Origin of the sequence: uncultured Dokdonia sp., from assembly GCF_947496725.1 — a bacterium.
In the GTDB taxonomy this organism is placed as follows: domain Bacteria; phylum Bacteroidota; class Bacteroidia; order Flavobacteriales; family Flavobacteriaceae; genus Dokdonia.
In genome coordinates this window covers 436,586-454,569 of the sequence record NZ_CANMDS010000003.1, presented here as the reverse complement: position 1 = coordinate 454,569, position 17,984 = coordinate 436,586, and the positions used below count along the sequence as shown (strand labels likewise).

The following is a 17,984-nucleotide window of genomic DNA, read 5'->3' as shown; positions in this document are numbered from 1 at the left end:
AATGGAGGTTCTAGCAATTTTAATCTACAAAGTGGTACTTATGAAAAGTGTTTTAATTACAGATGCTACGCTCGTTAGCAATTACATCAAAGGAGACGAAAAATCATTGGCTATGCTTATCGCAAGGCATAAGCAGCGTATATATAGTTTTATATACTCAAAGGTGTATGACCGTGATATCTCTGAAGATATTTTTCAAGATACTTTTATTAAAGTCATTAAAACGCTCAAAAAAGGAAAGTACAATGAAGAGGGTAAATTTCTACCTTGGGTAATGCGTATCGCTCACAATCTAGTGATAGACCACTTTAGACGTAATAACCGTATGCCTAAATTTGATAACACGGGTGAGTTTTCAATATTTTCTGTACTAAGTGATAATAGTCTTAATGCTGAGAAGCAAATGGTACGTGATCAAGTAAACAGAGATGTAAAACGTATCATTGAAGAGCTACCAGAAGATCAAAAGGAAGTACTCAAAATGCGTATTTACCAGGAGATGAGTTTTAAAGAAATCTCAGAGCGCACGGGAGTGAGTATTAATACTGCACTGGGAAGAATGCGTTACGCATTGATCAATTTGAGAAAAGTGATTGATACAAATAACATAGTTTTAACAAATTAACATAATAAGCCATACTTTTTTGCGTTCTTGATAAGAACCAAAGAAAATCCGAATGGCAAAACTTTACTCTAAACCTTCGTCAGGTAATAAAAAGACGACCCCATATGAACCAAAACAAGAGACTGTAGATTATCTCTTGAACTACTCTAAGGCTTTAAGTGTTATACATTATAAATCGATGAAGTTTGAAGCACTCATCAACTAAACTTTGAAAAAACCCCGACTAGTCATCGGGGTTTTTTTATGGGTTTTGAGTACGCTTTCGCGAAAGCGTAAAACTTATTTCTTCTTCTTTCTTTTGGCCATCATTTTTTCATAGTCTGCAAGTACTGTCTTACGGCCTATGGTTTTTGTAATGATATCTTTTTCTAAGTCCCATCCTCTAGCAGGTGAGTAATCACGGCCGTACCAGATGATTTGGAGGTGAAGATCATTCCAGAGATGTTCTGGAAAGAGGCGCTTTGCATCCTTTTCTGTTTGCACCACATTTTTACCATTTGTAAAGCCCCAGCGGTACATAAGTCTATGTATATGCGTATCTACAGGAAAAGCTGGTATACCAAAGGCCTGAGCAACAACAACACTTGCAGTTTTATGGCCGACAGCGGGAAACTCTGTAAGCTTCTCTATGCTAGCAGGTACAACGCCATTATATTTATCTATAAGGATTTGTGATAGCCCGTGTATTCCTTTTGCCTTCATAGGGGAGAGTCCTACAGGCTTTATAATCTCTCTTATTTCTTCTACGGTAAGCTTTACCATATCATAAGGATTATCTGCCACCTCAAATAATAGTGGTGTAATCTGGTTTACTCGTACATCTGTGCTCTGTGCACTCATAAGTACGGCTATAAGAAGCGTGTAGGGATCTTTATGATCTAGAGGGATAGGGATTTGAGGATAAAGTTCTTGTAGTGTATCTATAGTGAAGTCAACCTTTTCTTGCTTAGTCATTGCTTTATTGAGAATTTATAGCACCTTAAAAGTGTATTTCTTTTTGTTAATAGAGATAACTCGTAACTTTATAAAAGTGATGGTCTTTATGAGATGATCCTATTGTTATGTAAAGGTAATTAACCATTGTGAGATGTGAAATGAGATATCACAACCACAATAAATTTTAAATTGAAGATGAATACATTAGAAGTAGGGGATAAGGTCCCAGATTTTACTACAACAGATCAAGACGGAAATAGCGTAAGCCTTTCCGATTTTAAAGGGAAGAAGCTTATTGTATTTTTTTATCCTAAGGCTAGTACACCTGGATGTACGGCAGAGGCTTGTAATCTTAGGGATAATTATAAGGAACTACAAGACCAAGGCTACCACCTACTAGGTGTAAGCGCAGACTCTGAGAAGCGCCAGAAAAATTTTGCAACTAAGTATGAGTTTCCTTTCCAGCTTCTTGCAGATGAAGACAAGACGGTGATAAACGCCTTTGGCGTATGGGGACTTAAAAAGTTTATGGGTAAAGAATATGACGGTATACACCGTATGACCTTTAAGGTAGATGAGGAAGGTGTAGTAACTGATGTTATCAAAAAAGTAAAAACCAAAGATCACGCTGCTCAACTGCTAGATGCTTAACAAGTGAATTAAAATAAAAAAAAAGCCTTAAGTAAAATACTTAAGGCTTTTTCTATAACTATAATATTGATGCTATTTATCTGCTTCTAGTAATGCAGATGGTTGATAACCAAATAGGTTACGAGACTTTATAAGTTCAGAAACGCCTTCTGGTAGCATTTCTTCCCATCCTTTTTCACCATCAGAAATCATACGTAATACTTCTCTAGAGAATATATCTGTGATTGCTGGGTCATAATTTTCTATATCTAGTACTTTACCGTTAAGTTTAAAGAACTTGTAAAGCTCCTTCATACGTGGGTGTACCTTAAGATTATCGCTTGTAGTGTACTCTCCAGTTTTAGAATCTTTCATAGGGTATAAGAATACCTTAAGATCTTTAAAGAATAATTTTCCAAAAGCCTCTAGTATACCTCCACTCAAGTGACGATAGTAGCTTGTGTCAAATATATCTATTAGATTGTTTACGCCCATTACTAGACCCATACGCTCTTTTGTATAGTTTGAAAAATACTCAACTACACGGTAGTACTCTTTAAAGTTTGAGATCATCACTGTTTGCCCGAGTGAGCCTAACAGTCTTGCTCTTGCCATAAAATCTTCTTCATCTATATCTCCTTCTGCACGGAGGTTTGATAAGGTAATTTCAAAAATGGCCTCTGTCTTCTTCTCATTAACACGGTTTGCTTCTACAAACATTTTATATGCTTTCTCAAACATATCCATATTAACCTTAGTAACTGGTCTAAAGCTACCACGTAGGGCTAGAACGTTTTTCTTGTAAAGTAAAGCTGCTGGTAAGATGTTGTTACCTTTTGCATCAAACATTACGGCCTCTGTCATACCATTCTTTACAAGTTGTAAACTCATAAGACGGTTATCTACGTGTTCAAACTGAGGTCCAGAGAAGTTTATCGTGTCTATCTCTATCTGATCTTGATCTATGTGATCATACAGGTAACGCAATAAATTCTTAGGGTTATCGTGCTTGTAAAAAGCACCATATATAAGGTTTACACCTAGTGTACCTAGAGTTAACTGTTGTAAACGAGCATCATTTTCGTGAAAACGAACGTGTAAAATAATCTCATTAAACTCACCTTCTGGAGAGATTTGAAAACGTATACCTACCCATCCGTGTCCTTTATACTTCTTTGCAAAATCTATGGTAGCAACCGTATTTGCATATGTAAAGAAGATTTTATCTGGCTGTTTGTAACGAGATATACGGTCTTCTATAAGCTTCATCTCGTGAGAAAGCATCTTTTTAAGACGCTTTTCGGTCACGTAGCGACCGTCATCTTCTACACCATATATAGCATCAGAAAAGTCTTTGTCATAAGCACTCATTGCTTTTGCAATGGTACCACTCGCACCGCCTGCTCTAAAAAAGTGGCGCACAGTCTCCTGTCCAGCACCTATCTCTGCAAATGTTCCGTATATATTATTGTTAAGATTTACTCTAAGAACTTTGTTCTTGAGGGGAGGTACCTTTTCAAAGTCTTTATCTCCTAAAATTGTAACAGCCATAGTATTGTTTTTTCCATCTTTTAATGGTTAACCAAAGATACAAAAAGGGTCTACTAGCCAAAAAAATAACTGTATTTTTGTGAGAGAATTATTAGCTATCACAGTTTCTTAATCTAGTTACACTTACGTGAAAATCACCTTTCTCGGTACCGGCACCTCACAAGGCATTCCCATTATAGGAAGCACGCATCCCGTGTGTCTTAGTGATGACCCACGTGATAAACGATTGCGCGTGTCTGTACTCATAGAGTGGGACAAGTATAACTATGTGATAGATTGTGGGCCAGATTTTAGACAACAGATGTTAAGTACGCTTTCGCGAAAGCGCACACCAGCAGGCGATCCTGCTCCTTTACACGGTATATTATTTACCCACGAGCACGCAGACCACGTTGCAGGGCTAGATGATATAAGACCTTTTGTTTTTAGACAAGGTGATATGCCTATTTACGGACATAAAAGAGTGATTAAAAATCTAGAAGAACGTTTTGAATATATCTTCACTACAGAAAATAGATACCCCGGCGCCCCAAGTGTAACTTCTCACGAGGTTAAAAATAATGAACCAATCTCTCTGGGTAATATAGCGGTAACCCCTATAGAAGTTTATCACGGCGATTTACAAGTTTTTGGGTATCGGTTTGATAAAATTGCCTATCTCACAGACGTAAAAACTATTGCAGATGAGGAGATAGCAAAACTGAAAAACCTTGAGATACTTGTTATCAATTGCTTACGTGAAGAGCCGCACAGAACGCATCTTAACGTTGATGAAGCTCTATCATTAATAGCTAGAATTAATCCAAAAAAAGCATATTTAACACATATAAGTCATCATCTAGGTTTTCACGCAGAAGCAGAAGCAAAGCTCCCAGAAAACATTTACATAGCCTATGATGGCCTTACCCTAACTACATAATTATGAGAAGAAATATTTTTCTATACCTATTTTTATTTGCGGCGTTGTATATCATTTTTCAATCTATTAATAGTAGTAAAGGTCTTGAGTATCAAGAACGCAGGATCAATAAACTTGAAAAAAAGATAGCCAAGAAAGATTCTCTTTATAGTGTTCTTGAAGATAGACTTGCAAATACAGAGTACTTTACACTTTTAGGTAATGAAAACACAAAGGAATACTTTGATAATGATAACCTTGTTGTGGAAGATATTAAACCAGTTATAGTAGATGGTTTATATGCAAAGAATACGGCAAAGGGTAACGATCTTATAAACTTTGTAGGTGATGGGAGACCTTTTCAAATCAATCGTGTACAGGTTTTGAACCACAGATGGATTATAGCCGACTTCTCAGATGGTAAAAAATGGGGAGAGCTGCTAGTTGAATATTTTGTAAATGAAGATGGGTCTGTAGATTACAATCGTGTAGAAAGTTTAGTATATCCTAACTAAATTATACTTGCTCTTCAAGCCACTTTTTAAACTCATAAAAATTAGTAGGATGCACGCCGTGACCTACCGGAAACTCACTTAGAGTAGAGCTTATGCCTACTTTCTCAAGGTAAGGAGGCGTTTTCCGAGCAGCATCTATAGGTATTACTTGGTCTACCGTACCGTGTGAGTTATATACATTGAGGTGCGCATAAGAAGGATTACTTTTAAGCTCAATAATGTCCTCATTAATATAGCCACTTAGACCTATCACATTTTTAATTTTTTCTGGATAGGTAAGAGCTACAGCATAGCTTAAGATGGTTCCTTGGCTAAAGCCTAATAACGTCACATTATGCTTGTCTAGTTTATAAGCTGTAATAGCTTCATCTATAAAATTTGCAATGATATCTCTAGATTGACGTGCACCATCATTATCTGAAGATTTTACTCCATCTGGATCTATACTTATATGATACCACGCATTACCATACGGCTGTATTGCAATAGGAGCCCTCGCAGAAATAATGAAGTAATGATCTGGCAACTCTTCGGCAAAGCTAAAAAGATCTTCCTCATTACTACCATAACCGTGTAATAAGAGTAGGAGAGGAGCAGGTTGCGATGTTGTACTTACGGGTTTTCTAATTATGTGTTCTAGTGAGAGCTTCATAAATGTAGTGTTAGTCTAAGACTAGTTATTTCCTCCAAAAATATTTTGATAAAATGATCCTACCAAAGGGACCAGTTGTCTCTTTCCTTGAAAGGCAGAGATAATACCATATAACCAGAGTGCAAAAAATAGCACTAAAAACCCACCAGATGCCATAGGTATATTAAGATAGCTAAGGGGCATCATAATTAAGAAGTAGCTTAATGTTAATCCTAATGATTGTCTTAAGTGAAAGGCTGCAAATTCATTTTTTGACTCGCTATTCATAAAATAAGCTATGATAAGACCTACAAAGGTAATGTAGCTTACAACGGCAGCTGTTTTTCCTTCAAATACTGTGTTTTCATCCATTAGTTAAGTACTACTTGATTATTTGCTATAATACCATATACTTCTCCCTTCATCTTTTGGTTGAGGAAAATGGCGTTATGAGAACTAGACTTTATATGTTCTTTTTTAAATATACTTGTTCCTTTCGTTGAGAAAAGTGTAAGGTTTGCTGTAGCTTGTTCTTTTACTGGGTTCGTTTGTTTTGTAAATATTGCTCTTCCAGCAGTGAGCAAAGTGACAGCTCTCTTTTCTGACACGATGGTAAGAAGTGCCTTAAATGTAGCTTCTTGTGCGATGGTTCCATACATAGCATTGTCAAACTCTACATTTTTGCGTTCTATATCAAGAGGATTGTGATCACTCGTAACAGTATCTATAGTGCCATCTTTTACAGCCGCTACTAAGGCCTCTACGTGTTCTCTATTTCTAAGAGGAGGTAACACCTTATAACGTGTGTCAAAATCTTCTATAAGATCATCTGTAAGGCATAAGTTATGAATTGCAACACTACAAGTGACGTTAAGCTTTTTACTTTTTGCAGCTCGTATTAAGGCAATTCCTTCCTTTGTTGAGACTGTAGGTATGTGCAGTTTACCGCCTGCATATTCTAGTATATGTAAATCTCTTGCTATTTGTAAACTTTCGGCTATGGCAGGTATACCTTTAAGGCCTACTCTTGTACTCATCACACCTTCATTTACCATCCCTTTACCAGCTATTTGCTGCTCTTGCGGAAATGATAACACAAGCCCATTAAAGCCCTGTGTATATTGTAATGCAATTTTAAGGAGATTTGGATTTTTAATAGGCGTCTGGTAATCACCATAAGCGACCGCACCAGATTGTTGCATATCATATAACTCTGCAAGATCTACGCTCTCACTATTTCGCGTAAGCGCACCTATAGGGTATAATGATGTTGCGTGACCTTCGGCCATTTTTTTTACAAAAGTAACATCAGAGCTTGTGTCTACTATAGGATGTGTGTTTGGGTTGAGAGCCACTGCTGTAAAACCACTGCTAGCTGCTACGTTAAGCCCGTTATCTATAGTTTCTCTCTCTTCATAACCAGGTTGCCCCATACTCACACTCGTGTCAAACCAGCCTTGTGAGATGTGTAAATCTTCTTTTTCTATGATGGTTTCTCCTTTAAGACTAGCGAGATTCTGGTTAATCTCTATAATCACACCATCTTTAATCCTGATATCTTGCGTTGAGCCGTGATACGAGCTCTCGGTATCTATGATTGTGGCGTTCTTTATGAGTACTTTCATTTATAGAATTTTAAAATCAGGATTTCTAATACTAGAAATAGTAAGGCAAAAATAATAAACCATTTCCAAAGAGATTGTATGTTATCTCTAGTCTCAAATGCATCAAATAAACTAGTAACACTGGTGTGGTAGTTATCGTTTTTGTCTAGCTGTACGTACCTCAAGTCACTTTCTGACCTGTTGTAATTATAGCTTACTTGCTGTACCATTGTTGAGCCAGAGACCACATTATAAATACCTGCAACTGCAGGGGTTTGTGTAGTCGTAATTTGCACTTTACTACCTTTAGACTGTTGTAGTGGTATGAGGTTATTTATAGCACTTGTGTTTTGTTCTAGTGATAAGATACCATCTTCTTGCAGTACGATAGGTATATCATAAACATTAGTCACACCGGCAGTCATATATAACTCTGGTAGCTGTAAACTCTGCCTAGCCATATTGTAAAAAGTAGGTACAATGAGTGGCGAACTTTTAAAGTTTGAATTTTTTTGAGCTATACTTCCTGAGAAGGTATAAATGCCATTTTGTGTAGTAAGAAAATTGCTTCCATCTTGATATTTTAAAATAGGATCACCTCCAGAGATTACAAATGATTCACTTACAGATGGGTATTGAAAATTTTCTATTCTTGTATCAAAAACATCTCGATAAATAGGATGGTCATAGTTTATCGTTGTTACTAGTTTTTTCTCTTTACCAGTGTTACTTATTTGTAATGAACTCACATTTTGCAGTACGGTGCTAAACGAGCTAGGTGATGTTGTACTGCTAGGTATAATGGTGCAGATTCCTCCCGCTTTCGCGAAAGCGTTTATAGCTCCACTTAATGAAGGTGATATGTCTTCTACCTCATTAATTACGATATAGTTTACATCTGGTATGATGCTGTAATCTAAATCTCGAATACTAGTGGCTATATACTCAAAGTCTGGCGCTGTAAAGATGCGCTGTAAATAGCTAGAATTACTACCGTTAATAACGAGTACACGTATAGGTCTATCCTTGTTAATCGTAAAGAAAAGTGTGTTATCATAGGGTAATAATGGATCATCTATCTCTACGCGGCCTTCTATACCTGCTGTTGTGTCTACATCAAATACTACGGTAGCATCTAAGTTTTCGTTAAATGAAGCAGTTCCTTTTGCAAGCAATTTATTACCATCATATAAGGATACTGCGGTATTAGTCTCTCTCTTTTCTAGTGTTGAGATAGTTACTGAGAGTTCAATTCCTGAAGGTTTTCTTGAAGAAACGTAAATAGAATCTATACTTACGTTGTTTTTTATAACCGGAGTTACTTGAATATAATTTTTTGTAATGGAAGCAACGTCTTGCTGGTATGTACTAGCATTATCTTGAAAATCTGATATAAAGACAAGTCGTTTACTTGTAGAAGCATCATTTGTAAATTCCTTCTGAGCTCTAAGAGTAATTGCCTCTTCAGATAGTTGATTAGAAGTAAAGGGTAACTGGAGTAGGTCGTTTCTAATATCTTTAATAGTGATATTTCTATAGGTAGCATTATTAGTAAGCAATGTAAACTTTTGATCTTCCTTTATAGTTGTAATAAGATCTTGAGCAGCAGTTCTTAAAAGTTGGCCAGATGGACCTTTTGCTTGCATACTAAAAGAGTTATCTAGGTAGATTATGGTCTCTTTGGGTAAGGTAGCCTCGCTAGTCTCTGTAATAAAAGGTTGAGCAAAAGCAATAACTATTGCTGCTAGCGCTGCCATACGAGTGAGTAATACAAGCCATTTTTTTATGGAATTGCTTTTACGAGTCTGAGTCTTTATTTTCTTTAGAAATGCAACATTTGTAAAAGACTCTGTCTTAAACTTACGTAGCTGAAATAAGTGAACGAGAATAGGAATAAGCAGCAAGAACAGGGCATAAAGTAGTTCTGGATGTCTAAACTGCATAAGGGTTTTCTGATTTGTTCAAAAATAGATAAAAGACACTTTATCGCCTAATGGTAAAAGTGAAAATACTCCCTTTATTAAAAGTAGAGTCTACGGTAATAACGCCACCTAGAGCTTCGACTAGTTTTTTTACGGTAGCTAGACCCATCCCGGTACCTTTATTGCCATTACGATCATTTGTACCCATAGTCTTAAAAGGTTCAAATATAGTCGCTTGCATATCTTGTGGTATACCTACACCATTATCTGCCACAGAGATACTATAAAAATCTTTAGTTATATCACCACTTAGAGTTATCTCTGGATGCTCACTTGTGTTGTACTTAACACCATTATCTATAAGGTTAGATATAACTTGCTCTATAGCTACTACAGGTACTGCTTTGAGATTTATTGTATTTGCTAGAGAGATTATAATATCACCAGACTTATGAATGTTTTTCACCTCGTTTACAATAGTCTCAAGAGTTATATCTGCTCTTTTTGCCAGTAGGGTATCTGCTCTATAATATTCTAATAAGCCATCTATGTAATTTCTCATAGATTTTGCAGATGTGCTGAGATGCCCCATAAACATTGTAAAATCTTCATCTTTATCTTCTGCATAATCTTCAGATAATAAATTTACTAAGCCTTCTATACTCGCAAGTGGTGATTTTAGATCGTGAGCTATAAGCCTTGCAAAATCTTCTAGTCTATCGTTACGTAAAGCTGCCTCTTCTTGCGACCTTTGTAATTCTATATTCTGCTTATGGGCTTCAAATAGTAAAATCACTTGTTTTGCAAGACCTAATAGCGCTTCTTGCTGTTGCTCATCAAGTATTCTTGGCTTGTGATCATATACACAAAGTGTACCTAGTGCGTGACCATCTGCAGTTTTGAGAGGGACACCTGCATAAAATATTGCTTTAAAATCCTTTACGAGCGGATTATCTTGAAAACGCTCATCTACACGTGCATCTTCTACTATAAAAATAGGTTTCTCTGTGAGTATTGCGTGCCCACAAAATGAGATATCTCTAGGTGACTCAGACATATCTATACCTAATCTAGATTTTAGAAAATTTCTATCTGCATCTAGAAGTGTAACTAGTGATATAGGTGTATCACATATATAAGAAGCTAGCTTTGTGATAGTATCATAAGCCTCTTCTGGAAGTGTGTCAAGTAACTCATAGGAATGTAAAGCCTTGAGTCTTTCTTGCTCATTTACGGGTTGTTCTGGTTTCTTCACAGGTATAGATAAAACTAGTTAGTAGGTTTTAATATAGCGACATAACACGCCGCTCAAAGAATAATTAAAGATAAATTAAAAATTTTCAAAAGCACCGAGTCCAAAAAGTGCAAAATCATATTTTACAGGATCATTAGGATCCATTTTTCTGAGAGTCTTATCTAGCTCTGCAAGGGTTTTACCATCATTTTGCTTTCGCGAAAGCAATCTAAGCTTTCTTGCAACATTGCTCGTATGTACATCAAGAGGACAAGATAATAGGGCAGGAGAGATCGATTTCCATATACCGAAGTCTACACCACGGCTTGCATCTCTTATCATCCACCTTAAAAACATATTAATACGCTTTGCTGCTGAATTTTTAGACGGATCACTGACGTGCTTTTGCGTGCGAGGTAGGTGGTCTACCTCAAAAAATACTTTTTTAAAGTGAGTGATTGCGGGTTGTAAATCACCATCTTTAATTCCCGATAAAAAGACCTGTTCTAAGCCTCCGTGATTTGTATAAATATTTTGAAGCGCACGTATAAACGTTTCTAAATCGATACTATTAAAAGTACGGTGTACAAAACCGTCAAATAAATATGACTGGTCAGGATGATAATTTAAGACAAAATCGTGAGGAGTATCATTCATTATATCCATCATTTTTGTAGCATTATTAATAATGCTCTTTCTATTACCCCAGGCTATGGTAGCAGTAAGAAATGCGGCTATCTCAATATCTTCTTTAGAATCAAACCTGTGCGGAATTTGGATAGGGTCGTGGGGTATAAAATCATTATTTTCATACTGAGCGGCCTTCTCGTCTAAAAATATTTTGAGCTCCTTTTTGTTCATCTTAAAATTAGAGATTAATACATAGTATAGCCATCGCACAATAAATGCAAACTGCGTAGCCTTTTAAGAAGTTACAAAACTTCCATCTTTCATCACAAGTTTGCGATCTGCCATATCCGCAAGCTCTTCATTGTGAGTTACAATAATCACTGTTTGATTATACTCATCTCGTAGCTTAAAAAATAATTTATGTAGGTGATCTGCACTTTCTGTGTCAAGATTTCCAGAAGGTTCATCTGCAAGTATGAGAGAAGGATTATTTATAAGTGCACGAGCGACAGCCACTCGCTGTTGCTCACCTCCAGAGAGCTCATTAGGCTTGTGGTCATAACGATGTGACAGGCCTAGAAAGTCAAGTAGTTCTTTTGCTCTTTTTTCAGTGGGTGCTTTGTCTTTTTTTGCAATATAGGCCGGTATACATACATTTTCTAATGCAGTAAATTCTGGTAGTAATTGATGAAATTGAAATATAAAACCTATATGCTCATTACGAAAGGCACTCATAAGTTTTGCTTTCATACCAATGATCTCCTTATCATTAATATTAAGACTAGCATCTGCGGTTACATCAGGACTATCTAGCGTACCTATTATCTGCAGTAATGTTGTTTTACCAGCACCACTTTGCCCTACTATAGAGACGACTTCACCTTTATTTACGGTAAGTGAGACGTCTTTTAACACTTTAAGTTCACCAAAAGTTTTAGAAATATGCTGTGCCTTAACCATAAAAAAATTGCTTAGCTGTGAAAATACTATAATAACTTATTAGTCTAAGAAATTAAGAAACCTTTTTAAAGACGTGTTTAATATTATTATAGTCTATGAAGTATGTTACTCTTAGTGATAATGTGTGATTAAGTGGTTCTTGAAAGAGGTTAGATAGACTTTCATTATATCCTATTGTAGATTGCTCATCAAACTTAGAAATTTGATTACGATAGAGTAGGGAAGCCTCACTCCCTGGAGCAAATCGCCATCTAAAGCTTAAGTCTAAATTCCATACATTAAAGTTTGCATTAGGATCTCTACGCTCATCAAAATTATAATCTGCAATTTGAGACCTTGAGCCGTCATCATTGAGTGTATAATAGATATTATTACTATGATCTGAGGCTGCCCAGAAATTACGTAAACTAAGGTTTATGGCCTTATAAGGGTCAAAATTAAAGTTTGCAGTAACTCTATTTTCAAAAGACACTACATCTCTTAGTCCTAAAAACACTTCAGTATCTGTATTATCTACCCATCCAAAGTTATTCTTTCTACTTGAGTAATTTGTAGCAAAAATAACAAGCAATTTTTCTGAAAATCGATATCGAGGAGAAAAATTAAAACTGTAATTAAACTGGTCTTGATTCCCAAACCATTGCCTTACCGCTCCTCCAGCATCAAATGCAAATTTCTTTCTAAAGTCTGTTGAGACAAAACCTCCACCACCTAAGTTAGACTCAAAAGTTACAAATCTACCATCTACACGTGGCTCAAAGTAATCTTGATTTTTACCATTAAGACTTAGATTACCACCAAAGGCGAGTCGCTTTGTTGTAGCAAAAAATGAGTTAAAACGTATGCTGTTACGAGTTTTTACGCTGGGCTTGTATAACCGCTGGTGGCGCACAGTAACATCAAATCTGTAGTTATTAAATTTACCCTTAGGCTGTATGAGTTGATAAGAACCTCCTAGAGTAAAATTATTGAAGTTATTTCTAAAATTAACACCTAAATCATTTATATCAAGTTTAGTATTTGCAAAGTCGTGACCCACGCGATACCTCCAGTTTCCAGATATTTTTCTAAAATCAAATTCAGACTGAAAACCAGTAGTAGTCTCACCAGACTCTCTTACATTACTAAAAATCCCTCTACCAGATACATTATAGTTATTGTCCTTATCTGCAATGTCAAATACCCCTCCTGTAACATTTGCATTTCTAAAACCGCTACCGCTTCTTGTTACATTTGTATTTATGAGCGATACAGAAGAGTTTTGATTAAACTGTTGGTCTAGTACAAAAACATTGTAGTTAGATAAAGGTTCTATAAGCACCTCGCGACGTGAGGTCTCAATAATGCTACTGGTGTTGTCTTCGTCTATCTCTGTACGCTCTACTGTAGCAAAGGTTTTACTACCTACGGAGTTTAAAAAACCTATACCTAGGCCACCCTTTGTACGTCCAGATATTTTAATAGAGTTAAGTAATTTAACCTTTGCAGGGTAGTCTATAATTTCTTCACTTACAGTGTCGCTTTCTTCTAGAGTTACGCTTCCAGTTGCAGGACCACCTATACGCCTTGAGAAAAAGATTCTCCCTTTATTAAACAAGTCAATACCTTCTGTAAAAAAGGCTCTGTTTTCACCAAAGGTTTGCTCAAAAGGACCTAAGTTAAGTACTACATTGTCAAAAGCTACTTGACCAAAATCTGGTATAAGCTGGGCGTCTAGTGTAAAGCTATCCGTAAGACCGTATTTAATGTCAAGTCCACCAGCAAAGTTTGTTTCTGTGTTTCCATCTTGAGAACTAACAGCAGTTTGTACAAAAGGAAAAAAAGTAAGTCGTACAGGAGGGTCTATATTACGTACTCCGGTTACTGTGCCATTATATTGTGTATCTCTACCTATACCACGCTCTATTCTGCTCCAAGTATGAGTCTCATTTTTATTTACAAGTCGTCTGTAAAAATTTACACTCCAGTTTTGCACTTCACTCTCAGGAAAACGTAAAGCATTATAAGGAATACGATACTCAGCATACCATCCTTTATCATCTCTAGATACTTTACATTCAAAAACCACATTAAAACCAAAGTCTCTTGTATTTTGAGTTACTCTCTGATCACCTATGGTTCCTGCGCTTGTTACATAAAATCTAGTTTCATTTATACCATCATCATAAGTGTTCAGAGCTACCATAAAATGATCTGCCTGAGCAAATACTTCATCACGCTGGCTAAACTGACTTGCAATATCTTTAGGATTTGGGTCATATAAATATGCCGCAATGTAAATGGCTTTATCATCATATGCCATTTTAATCTCAGTGCGTTGATTTTCTTCTATAGTTCCTTCATTACCAGGTTCAAACATATGAAAGTCACCATAAGTGGGTAGCGTTTTCCAAATATTATCATCTAGTATCCCATCTATTTTTGGCACCTCGTCTATGCGCTCTGCGTTCAAGGTTTTTGTACCTTGAGAAAGTAGGTGGTTAGAATAGAGCAGACTAAGAAGTCCTAAAACAATAAAACGCATAAAAAAAGATTATTTGACCCAACAAATCTAGAGTTGTCATAGTGAGCAAACTCTAAATAAAAAGTTAAATATGAAAATTATAATGTTTAATAAATCGTATCTTTGGTTAAACAATTTTGAAACTAGAGAATGCCATACAGAAAATTTGAAGAGTACAACATCGAAGTAACTGAGGATGTAAAGAATAATTTTTCTTCTATAATAGAGAGCTTAGGAGAAGATACCACAAGAGAAGGTATTGTAAAAACTCCAGAGAGAGCTGCAAAGGCTATGCAATATTTAACCTCTGGTTATGAGATGGATCCTGCTGCGATACTCAAAGGCGCTATGTTTAAGGAGGACTATGATGATATGGTAATCGTAAAGAATATAGAACTCTACTCTCTATGTGAGCATCATATGCTCCCATTCTTCGGAAAAGCTCACATTGCTTATATCCCTAATGGACATATAGTGGGCTTAAGTAAACTCCCTCGTATTGTAGATGTTTTTTCTCGTAGATTACAGGTACAAGAACGACTTACTCACGATATTCTAGAGTGTATTAATACAACTTTGCAACCTAAAGGAGTTGCGGTTGTTATTGAAGCTTCACATATGTGTATGATGATGAGAGGAGTTCAAAAACAAAATTCTACTACCACAACTTCAGGTTTTAGAGGTCAGTTTGAAAAACAAGAAACACGTAATGAATTCTTAAAATTAATATCTTCAAATCTAGACTAATCATTTTTGGAATGTATTTTGATTAAACTGAAGTGTTATATTTAATACACTTATGGATAATCAAACTAATAAATTTAAACTTTTACTTATCGGACTGCTCATAGACGGGCTAGGCATAGTGACCTCAAGCTGGGTTTTACCAGTTATAGGTGACTTTGCAGACATTGCCTGGGCACCACTTTCTGCCTGGCTTATGACTCGATTATATAAAGGTACGGCCGGTAAGGTAGGAGGAGTAGTCACCTTTGTTGAGGAGCTAATCCCAGGGGTAGATATAATTCCATCATTTACGCTTATGTGGTTATACACCTATGTTTTTAAAGATTCAAAAGTGAGTAAAATGCTTGAGAACAAGTTAGATTAGTTCTCTCCATTGCATAATTTTTACGCTTTCACGAAAGCGTAATTAGTAATCACATAATTTAATTTACTGTTATAAATAACTAATCTATTGTCATATTGTTAATCTAAATTGTTTTTCTGCAAATTTTTAATTGATGAAATACAATTGATTTTGTAATTTTTAAATATCTGATTTTCAATTTTTTAATTATGATTGCTGCAATTGATATATAAGATAAAATGAATTCTAAACTTTAGTAATCGCTTATTGTAAGATACTTTTTACGCTCTTGATTGTATAATTCTTAATTATATCATTGTTTTTTACGAAATTGCGTAAAAAATAAGACCATATGTCTCAAATACACTATATAAGTAGTGAAATTCTTGATCTAAAGACAATTGCTACTATCTTAGAAGAGCATAAAAAACTACAACTTAGTGAGGAGAGTATCCTCAATATAAACACATCAAGAACTTATTTAGATAAAAAGATAAAGAACAGTAAGACTCCAGTATATGGCGTTAATACTGGTTTTGGAAGCTTGTGTAATGTAGCTATTCAAGACGAAAACTTAACTAAGCTTCAAGAAAACTTAGTAAGATCTCACGCCTGTGGTACGGGTGATTATGTGCCTAAGGATATCGTGAAATTAATGCTACTTCTTAAAGTGCAGTCCTTAAGTTATGGTCATAGCGGTGTGCATATTAATACTGTGCAACGGCTCATAGATTTTTTTAATTTAGACATTCTTCCCGTTGTTTATAACCAGGGATCTCTTGGCGCAAGTGGTGATCTAGCTCCTCTAGCTCATCTAGCATTACCGCTACTAGGTGAGGGTGAAGTGTGGAGTGGTGATACTATAATAAACGCTAGAGAAGCTCTTAAAAAGAATAAACTCTCTAAAATAAACTTACAATCTAAAGAAGGTCTTGCTCTCCTTAATGGTACTCAGTTTATGAGTGCTTATGGTGTAATTGCTCTCATAAAAGCACACAAATTATCATATCTTGCAGATGTGATAGGAGCAATATCTATAGATGCTTTTAATTGTAATTTATCACCTTTTAATCCTCTTGTACATTATGTAAGACCGCATAGGGGCCAGATCAAAACTGCGGCTCGTATCTTATCTTTTCTTGATGATAGCGAGATTGCTGCCACAGAAAAAGAAAATGTACAAGACCCATACTCTTTTAGATGCATACCTCAAGTACACGGAGCTACTAAGGATGTTATAGATTTTACAACAAAAACATTCAAAACGGAAATTAATAGTGTTACAGATAATCCTAACATTTTTCCGGCAGATGATTTGATTATAAGCGGCGGAAATTTTCACGGTCAGCCCTTAGCTCTTGCTTTAGATTATTTATGTATAGCCTTATCTGAACTGGGTAGTATAAGTGAGCGACGTGTTTACCAGCTAATAGGAGGTTTACGAGGTTTACCGCCATTTTTAGTAGATAGCCCTGGTCTTAATAGTGGTATGATGATACCTCAATATACTGCAGCAAGCATTGTAAGCCAAAACAAGCAGCTTTGTACTCCAGCAAGTGTTGACTCAATCGTATCATCAAATGGACAAGAGGATCACGTAAGTATGGGAGCAAACGCCGCTACAAAGCTTCTTAAAGTTGTAGAAAATGTGGAAACATTACTATCTATAGAATTACTTAACGCAGTACAGGCATTGCATTACAGACAACCAATTCATACGTCAAGTTTTCTACAGTCTTTTACAAAAAGCTATAGAGAAGTTGTACCCTTTGCAGATGAGGATAGAATCTTTGCCAACGATATTAAACTGGGAAAAACCTTTATAGGTAGCCTTAATATAGATCCAGAAGATTTATATTAAAACTTGTGATAACCAGTTTTTTGCATCTTCAACCGTTTTAAATGTTTCAAAGGGTTGATTAAAAAACTGTTTTTCGATAATGACGTTTGTCTCAATAACGGGATTTTGAGAAACAACAGCAATAGCTTTGAGTCCAAAATGATTTGCTGCATCTATATAAACAGTTGGGTCTACCGAGTAGGAGTGCTGTCTATGAGATAGATAGCCAAAAGGTTTTTTTTCAAAAACTTCGTTACAATAGGAGAGGAGCAATCTGTTAGATGCGGGGTCTATATGAGAGCCTTCTTTCATTATTCCGATAACAAGATTATCTTCTATGTGAAGTTCTCCAAATTCAAATTCTTTAGTAATTTTCAACGGATGTAGGGGATTTATTGAGCCGCAAAATTGATGA

At 35.9% G+C, this 17,984-nt stretch carries 18 protein-coding genes; 7 read left to right on the top strand and 11 right to left on the bottom strand.

Features of this window, described 5'->3' with window-relative positions; genetic code table 11:
• Positions 1-40: 40 nt before the first annotated feature.
• Positions 41-625 (top strand): sigma-70 family RNA polymerase sigma factor, encoded by a 585-nt coding sequence (locus Q0948_RS08850; RefSeq protein ID WP_038600795.1) that lies wholly within the window; start codon positions 41-43, stop codon positions 623-625.
• A 279-nt stretch (positions 626-904) separates the two neighbouring features.
• Here the strand turns inward: Q0948_RS08850 and nth are convergent, their stop codons facing one another.
• Positions 905-1,579, bottom strand: a complete 675-nt coding sequence (gene nth / locus Q0948_RS08845) for an endonuclease III (RefSeq protein WP_021779031.1) — start codon at positions 1,577-1,579, stop codon at positions 905-907.
• Between the two features lie 177 nt (positions 1,580-1,756).
• Here nth and bcp point away from each other — a divergent pair, with 177 nt between their 5' ends.
• Positions 1,757-2,212, top strand: a complete 456-nt coding sequence (gene bcp / locus Q0948_RS08840) for a thioredoxin-dependent thiol peroxidase (RefSeq protein WP_021779032.1) — start codon at positions 1,757-1,759, stop codon at positions 2,210-2,212.
• Between the two features lie 72 nt (positions 2,213-2,284).
• On the opposite strand, the gene Q0948_RS08835 is transcribed toward bcp, so the two are convergent.
• Complete coding sequence (locus tag Q0948_RS08835) at positions 2,285-3,742, bottom strand: hypothetical protein (protein WP_021779033.1); 1,458 nt, start codon at positions 3,740-3,742, stop codon at positions 2,285-2,287.
• A 127-nt stretch (positions 3,743-3,869) separates the two neighbouring features.
• Between Q0948_RS08835 and Q0948_RS08830 the strand changes: the two genes are divergently transcribed.
• Together Q0948_RS08830 and Q0948_RS08825 are read left to right on the top strand one after the other, a co-directional pair.
• Positions 3,870-4,661, top strand: a complete 792-nt coding sequence (locus Q0948_RS08830; RefSeq protein ID WP_298350431.1) for an MBL fold metallo-hydrolase — start codon at positions 3,870-3,872, stop codon at positions 4,659-4,661.
• Between the two features lie 2 nt (positions 4,662-4,663).
• Entirely contained in the window at positions 4,664-5,155 is a 492-nt protein-coding gene (locus tag Q0948_RS08825; protein ID WP_298350432.1) for a hydrolase, read from the top strand.
• A 1-nt stretch (position 5,156) separates the two neighbouring features.
• Here the strand turns inward: Q0948_RS08825 and Q0948_RS08820 are convergent, their stop codons facing one another.
• From Q0948_RS08820 to Q0948_RS08785, 8 genes are all read right to left on the bottom strand, one after another.
• A complete protein-coding gene (locus tag Q0948_RS08820) occupies positions 5,157-5,807 on the bottom strand; it encodes an alpha/beta fold hydrolase (RefSeq protein ID WP_298350434.1) in 651 nt (216 codons plus the stop codon).
• A 21-nt stretch (positions 5,808-5,828) separates the two neighbouring features.
• Positions 5,829-6,158 carry a hypothetical protein gene (locus Q0948_RS08815; RefSeq protein ID WP_298350436.1) on the bottom strand — a complete coding sequence of 110 codons (330 nt, stop codon included), beginning with the start codon at positions 6,156-6,158 and terminating at the stop codon, positions 5,829-5,831.
• Positions 6,158-7,411 (bottom strand): dihydroorotase, encoded by a 1,254-nt coding sequence (locus tag Q0948_RS08810; RefSeq protein WP_298350438.1) that lies wholly within the window; start codon positions 7,409-7,411, stop codon positions 6,158-6,160. The genes Q0948_RS08815 and Q0948_RS08810 overlap by 1 nt, the downstream gene beginning before the upstream one ends.
• Complete coding sequence (locus Q0948_RS08805; protein ID WP_298350440.1) at positions 7,408-9,333, bottom strand: BatA domain-containing protein; 1,926 nt, start codon at positions 9,331-9,333, stop codon at positions 7,408-7,410. Before Q0948_RS08805 ends, Q0948_RS08810 begins: the two co-directional genes overlap by 4 nt.
• A 40-nt stretch (positions 9,334-9,373) precedes the next feature.
• On the bottom strand, positions 9,374-10,567 hold the full coding sequence (locus Q0948_RS08800; protein ID WP_298350442.1) for an ATP-binding protein: 1,194 nt from the start codon (positions 10,565-10,567) through the stop codon (positions 9,374-9,376).
• Between the two features lie 75 nt (positions 10,568-10,642).
• The gene (locus Q0948_RS08795) at positions 10,643-11,407 is read right to left on the bottom strand and encodes a TIGR02757 family protein (RefSeq protein ID WP_298350444.1); all 765 of its coding nucleotides are present in this window, start codon (positions 11,405-11,407) and stop codon (positions 10,643-10,645) included.
• 63 nt (positions 11,408-11,470) lie between these two features.
• Complete coding sequence (locus tag Q0948_RS08790; protein WP_298350446.1) at positions 11,471-12,136, bottom strand: ABC transporter ATP-binding protein; 666 nt, start codon at positions 12,134-12,136, stop codon at positions 11,471-11,473.
• 52 nt (positions 12,137-12,188) lie between these two features.
• Entirely contained in the window at positions 12,189-14,660 is a 2,472-nt protein-coding gene (locus tag Q0948_RS08785) for a DUF5916 domain-containing protein (protein ID WP_298350450.1), read from the bottom strand.
• Between the two features lie 129 nt (positions 14,661-14,789).
• On the opposite strand from Q0948_RS08785, the gene folE reads away from it, so the two are divergent.
• The 3 genes from folE (at position 14,790) to hutH (ending at position 17,590) form a co-directional block, all read left to right on the top strand.
• On the top strand, positions 14,790-15,386 hold the full coding sequence (folE, locus tag Q0948_RS08780) for a GTP cyclohydrolase I FolE (protein WP_298350452.1): 597 nt from the start codon (positions 14,790-14,792) through the stop codon (positions 15,384-15,386).
• Between the two features lie 52 nt (positions 15,387-15,438).
• Positions 15,439-15,750 carry a hypothetical protein gene (locus tag Q0948_RS08775; RefSeq protein WP_298350454.1) on the top strand — a complete coding sequence of 104 codons (312 nt, stop codon included), beginning with the start codon at positions 15,439-15,441 and terminating at the stop codon, positions 15,748-15,750.
• 331 nt (positions 15,751-16,081) lie between these two features.
• The gene (gene hutH, locus Q0948_RS08770) at positions 16,082-17,590 is read left to right on the top strand and encodes a histidine ammonia-lyase (protein ID WP_298350456.1); all 1,509 of its coding nucleotides are present in this window, start codon (positions 16,082-16,084) and stop codon (positions 17,588-17,590) included.
• Here the strand turns inward: hutH and Q0948_RS08765 are convergent.
• On the bottom strand, positions 17,582-17,947 hold the full coding sequence (locus Q0948_RS08765; RefSeq protein ID WP_298350458.1) for a hypothetical protein: 366 nt from the start codon (positions 17,945-17,947) through the stop codon (positions 17,582-17,584). The two genes, hutH and Q0948_RS08765, sit on opposite strands and share 9 nt — an antisense overlap.
• Positions 17,948-17,984: the final 37 nt, after the last annotated feature.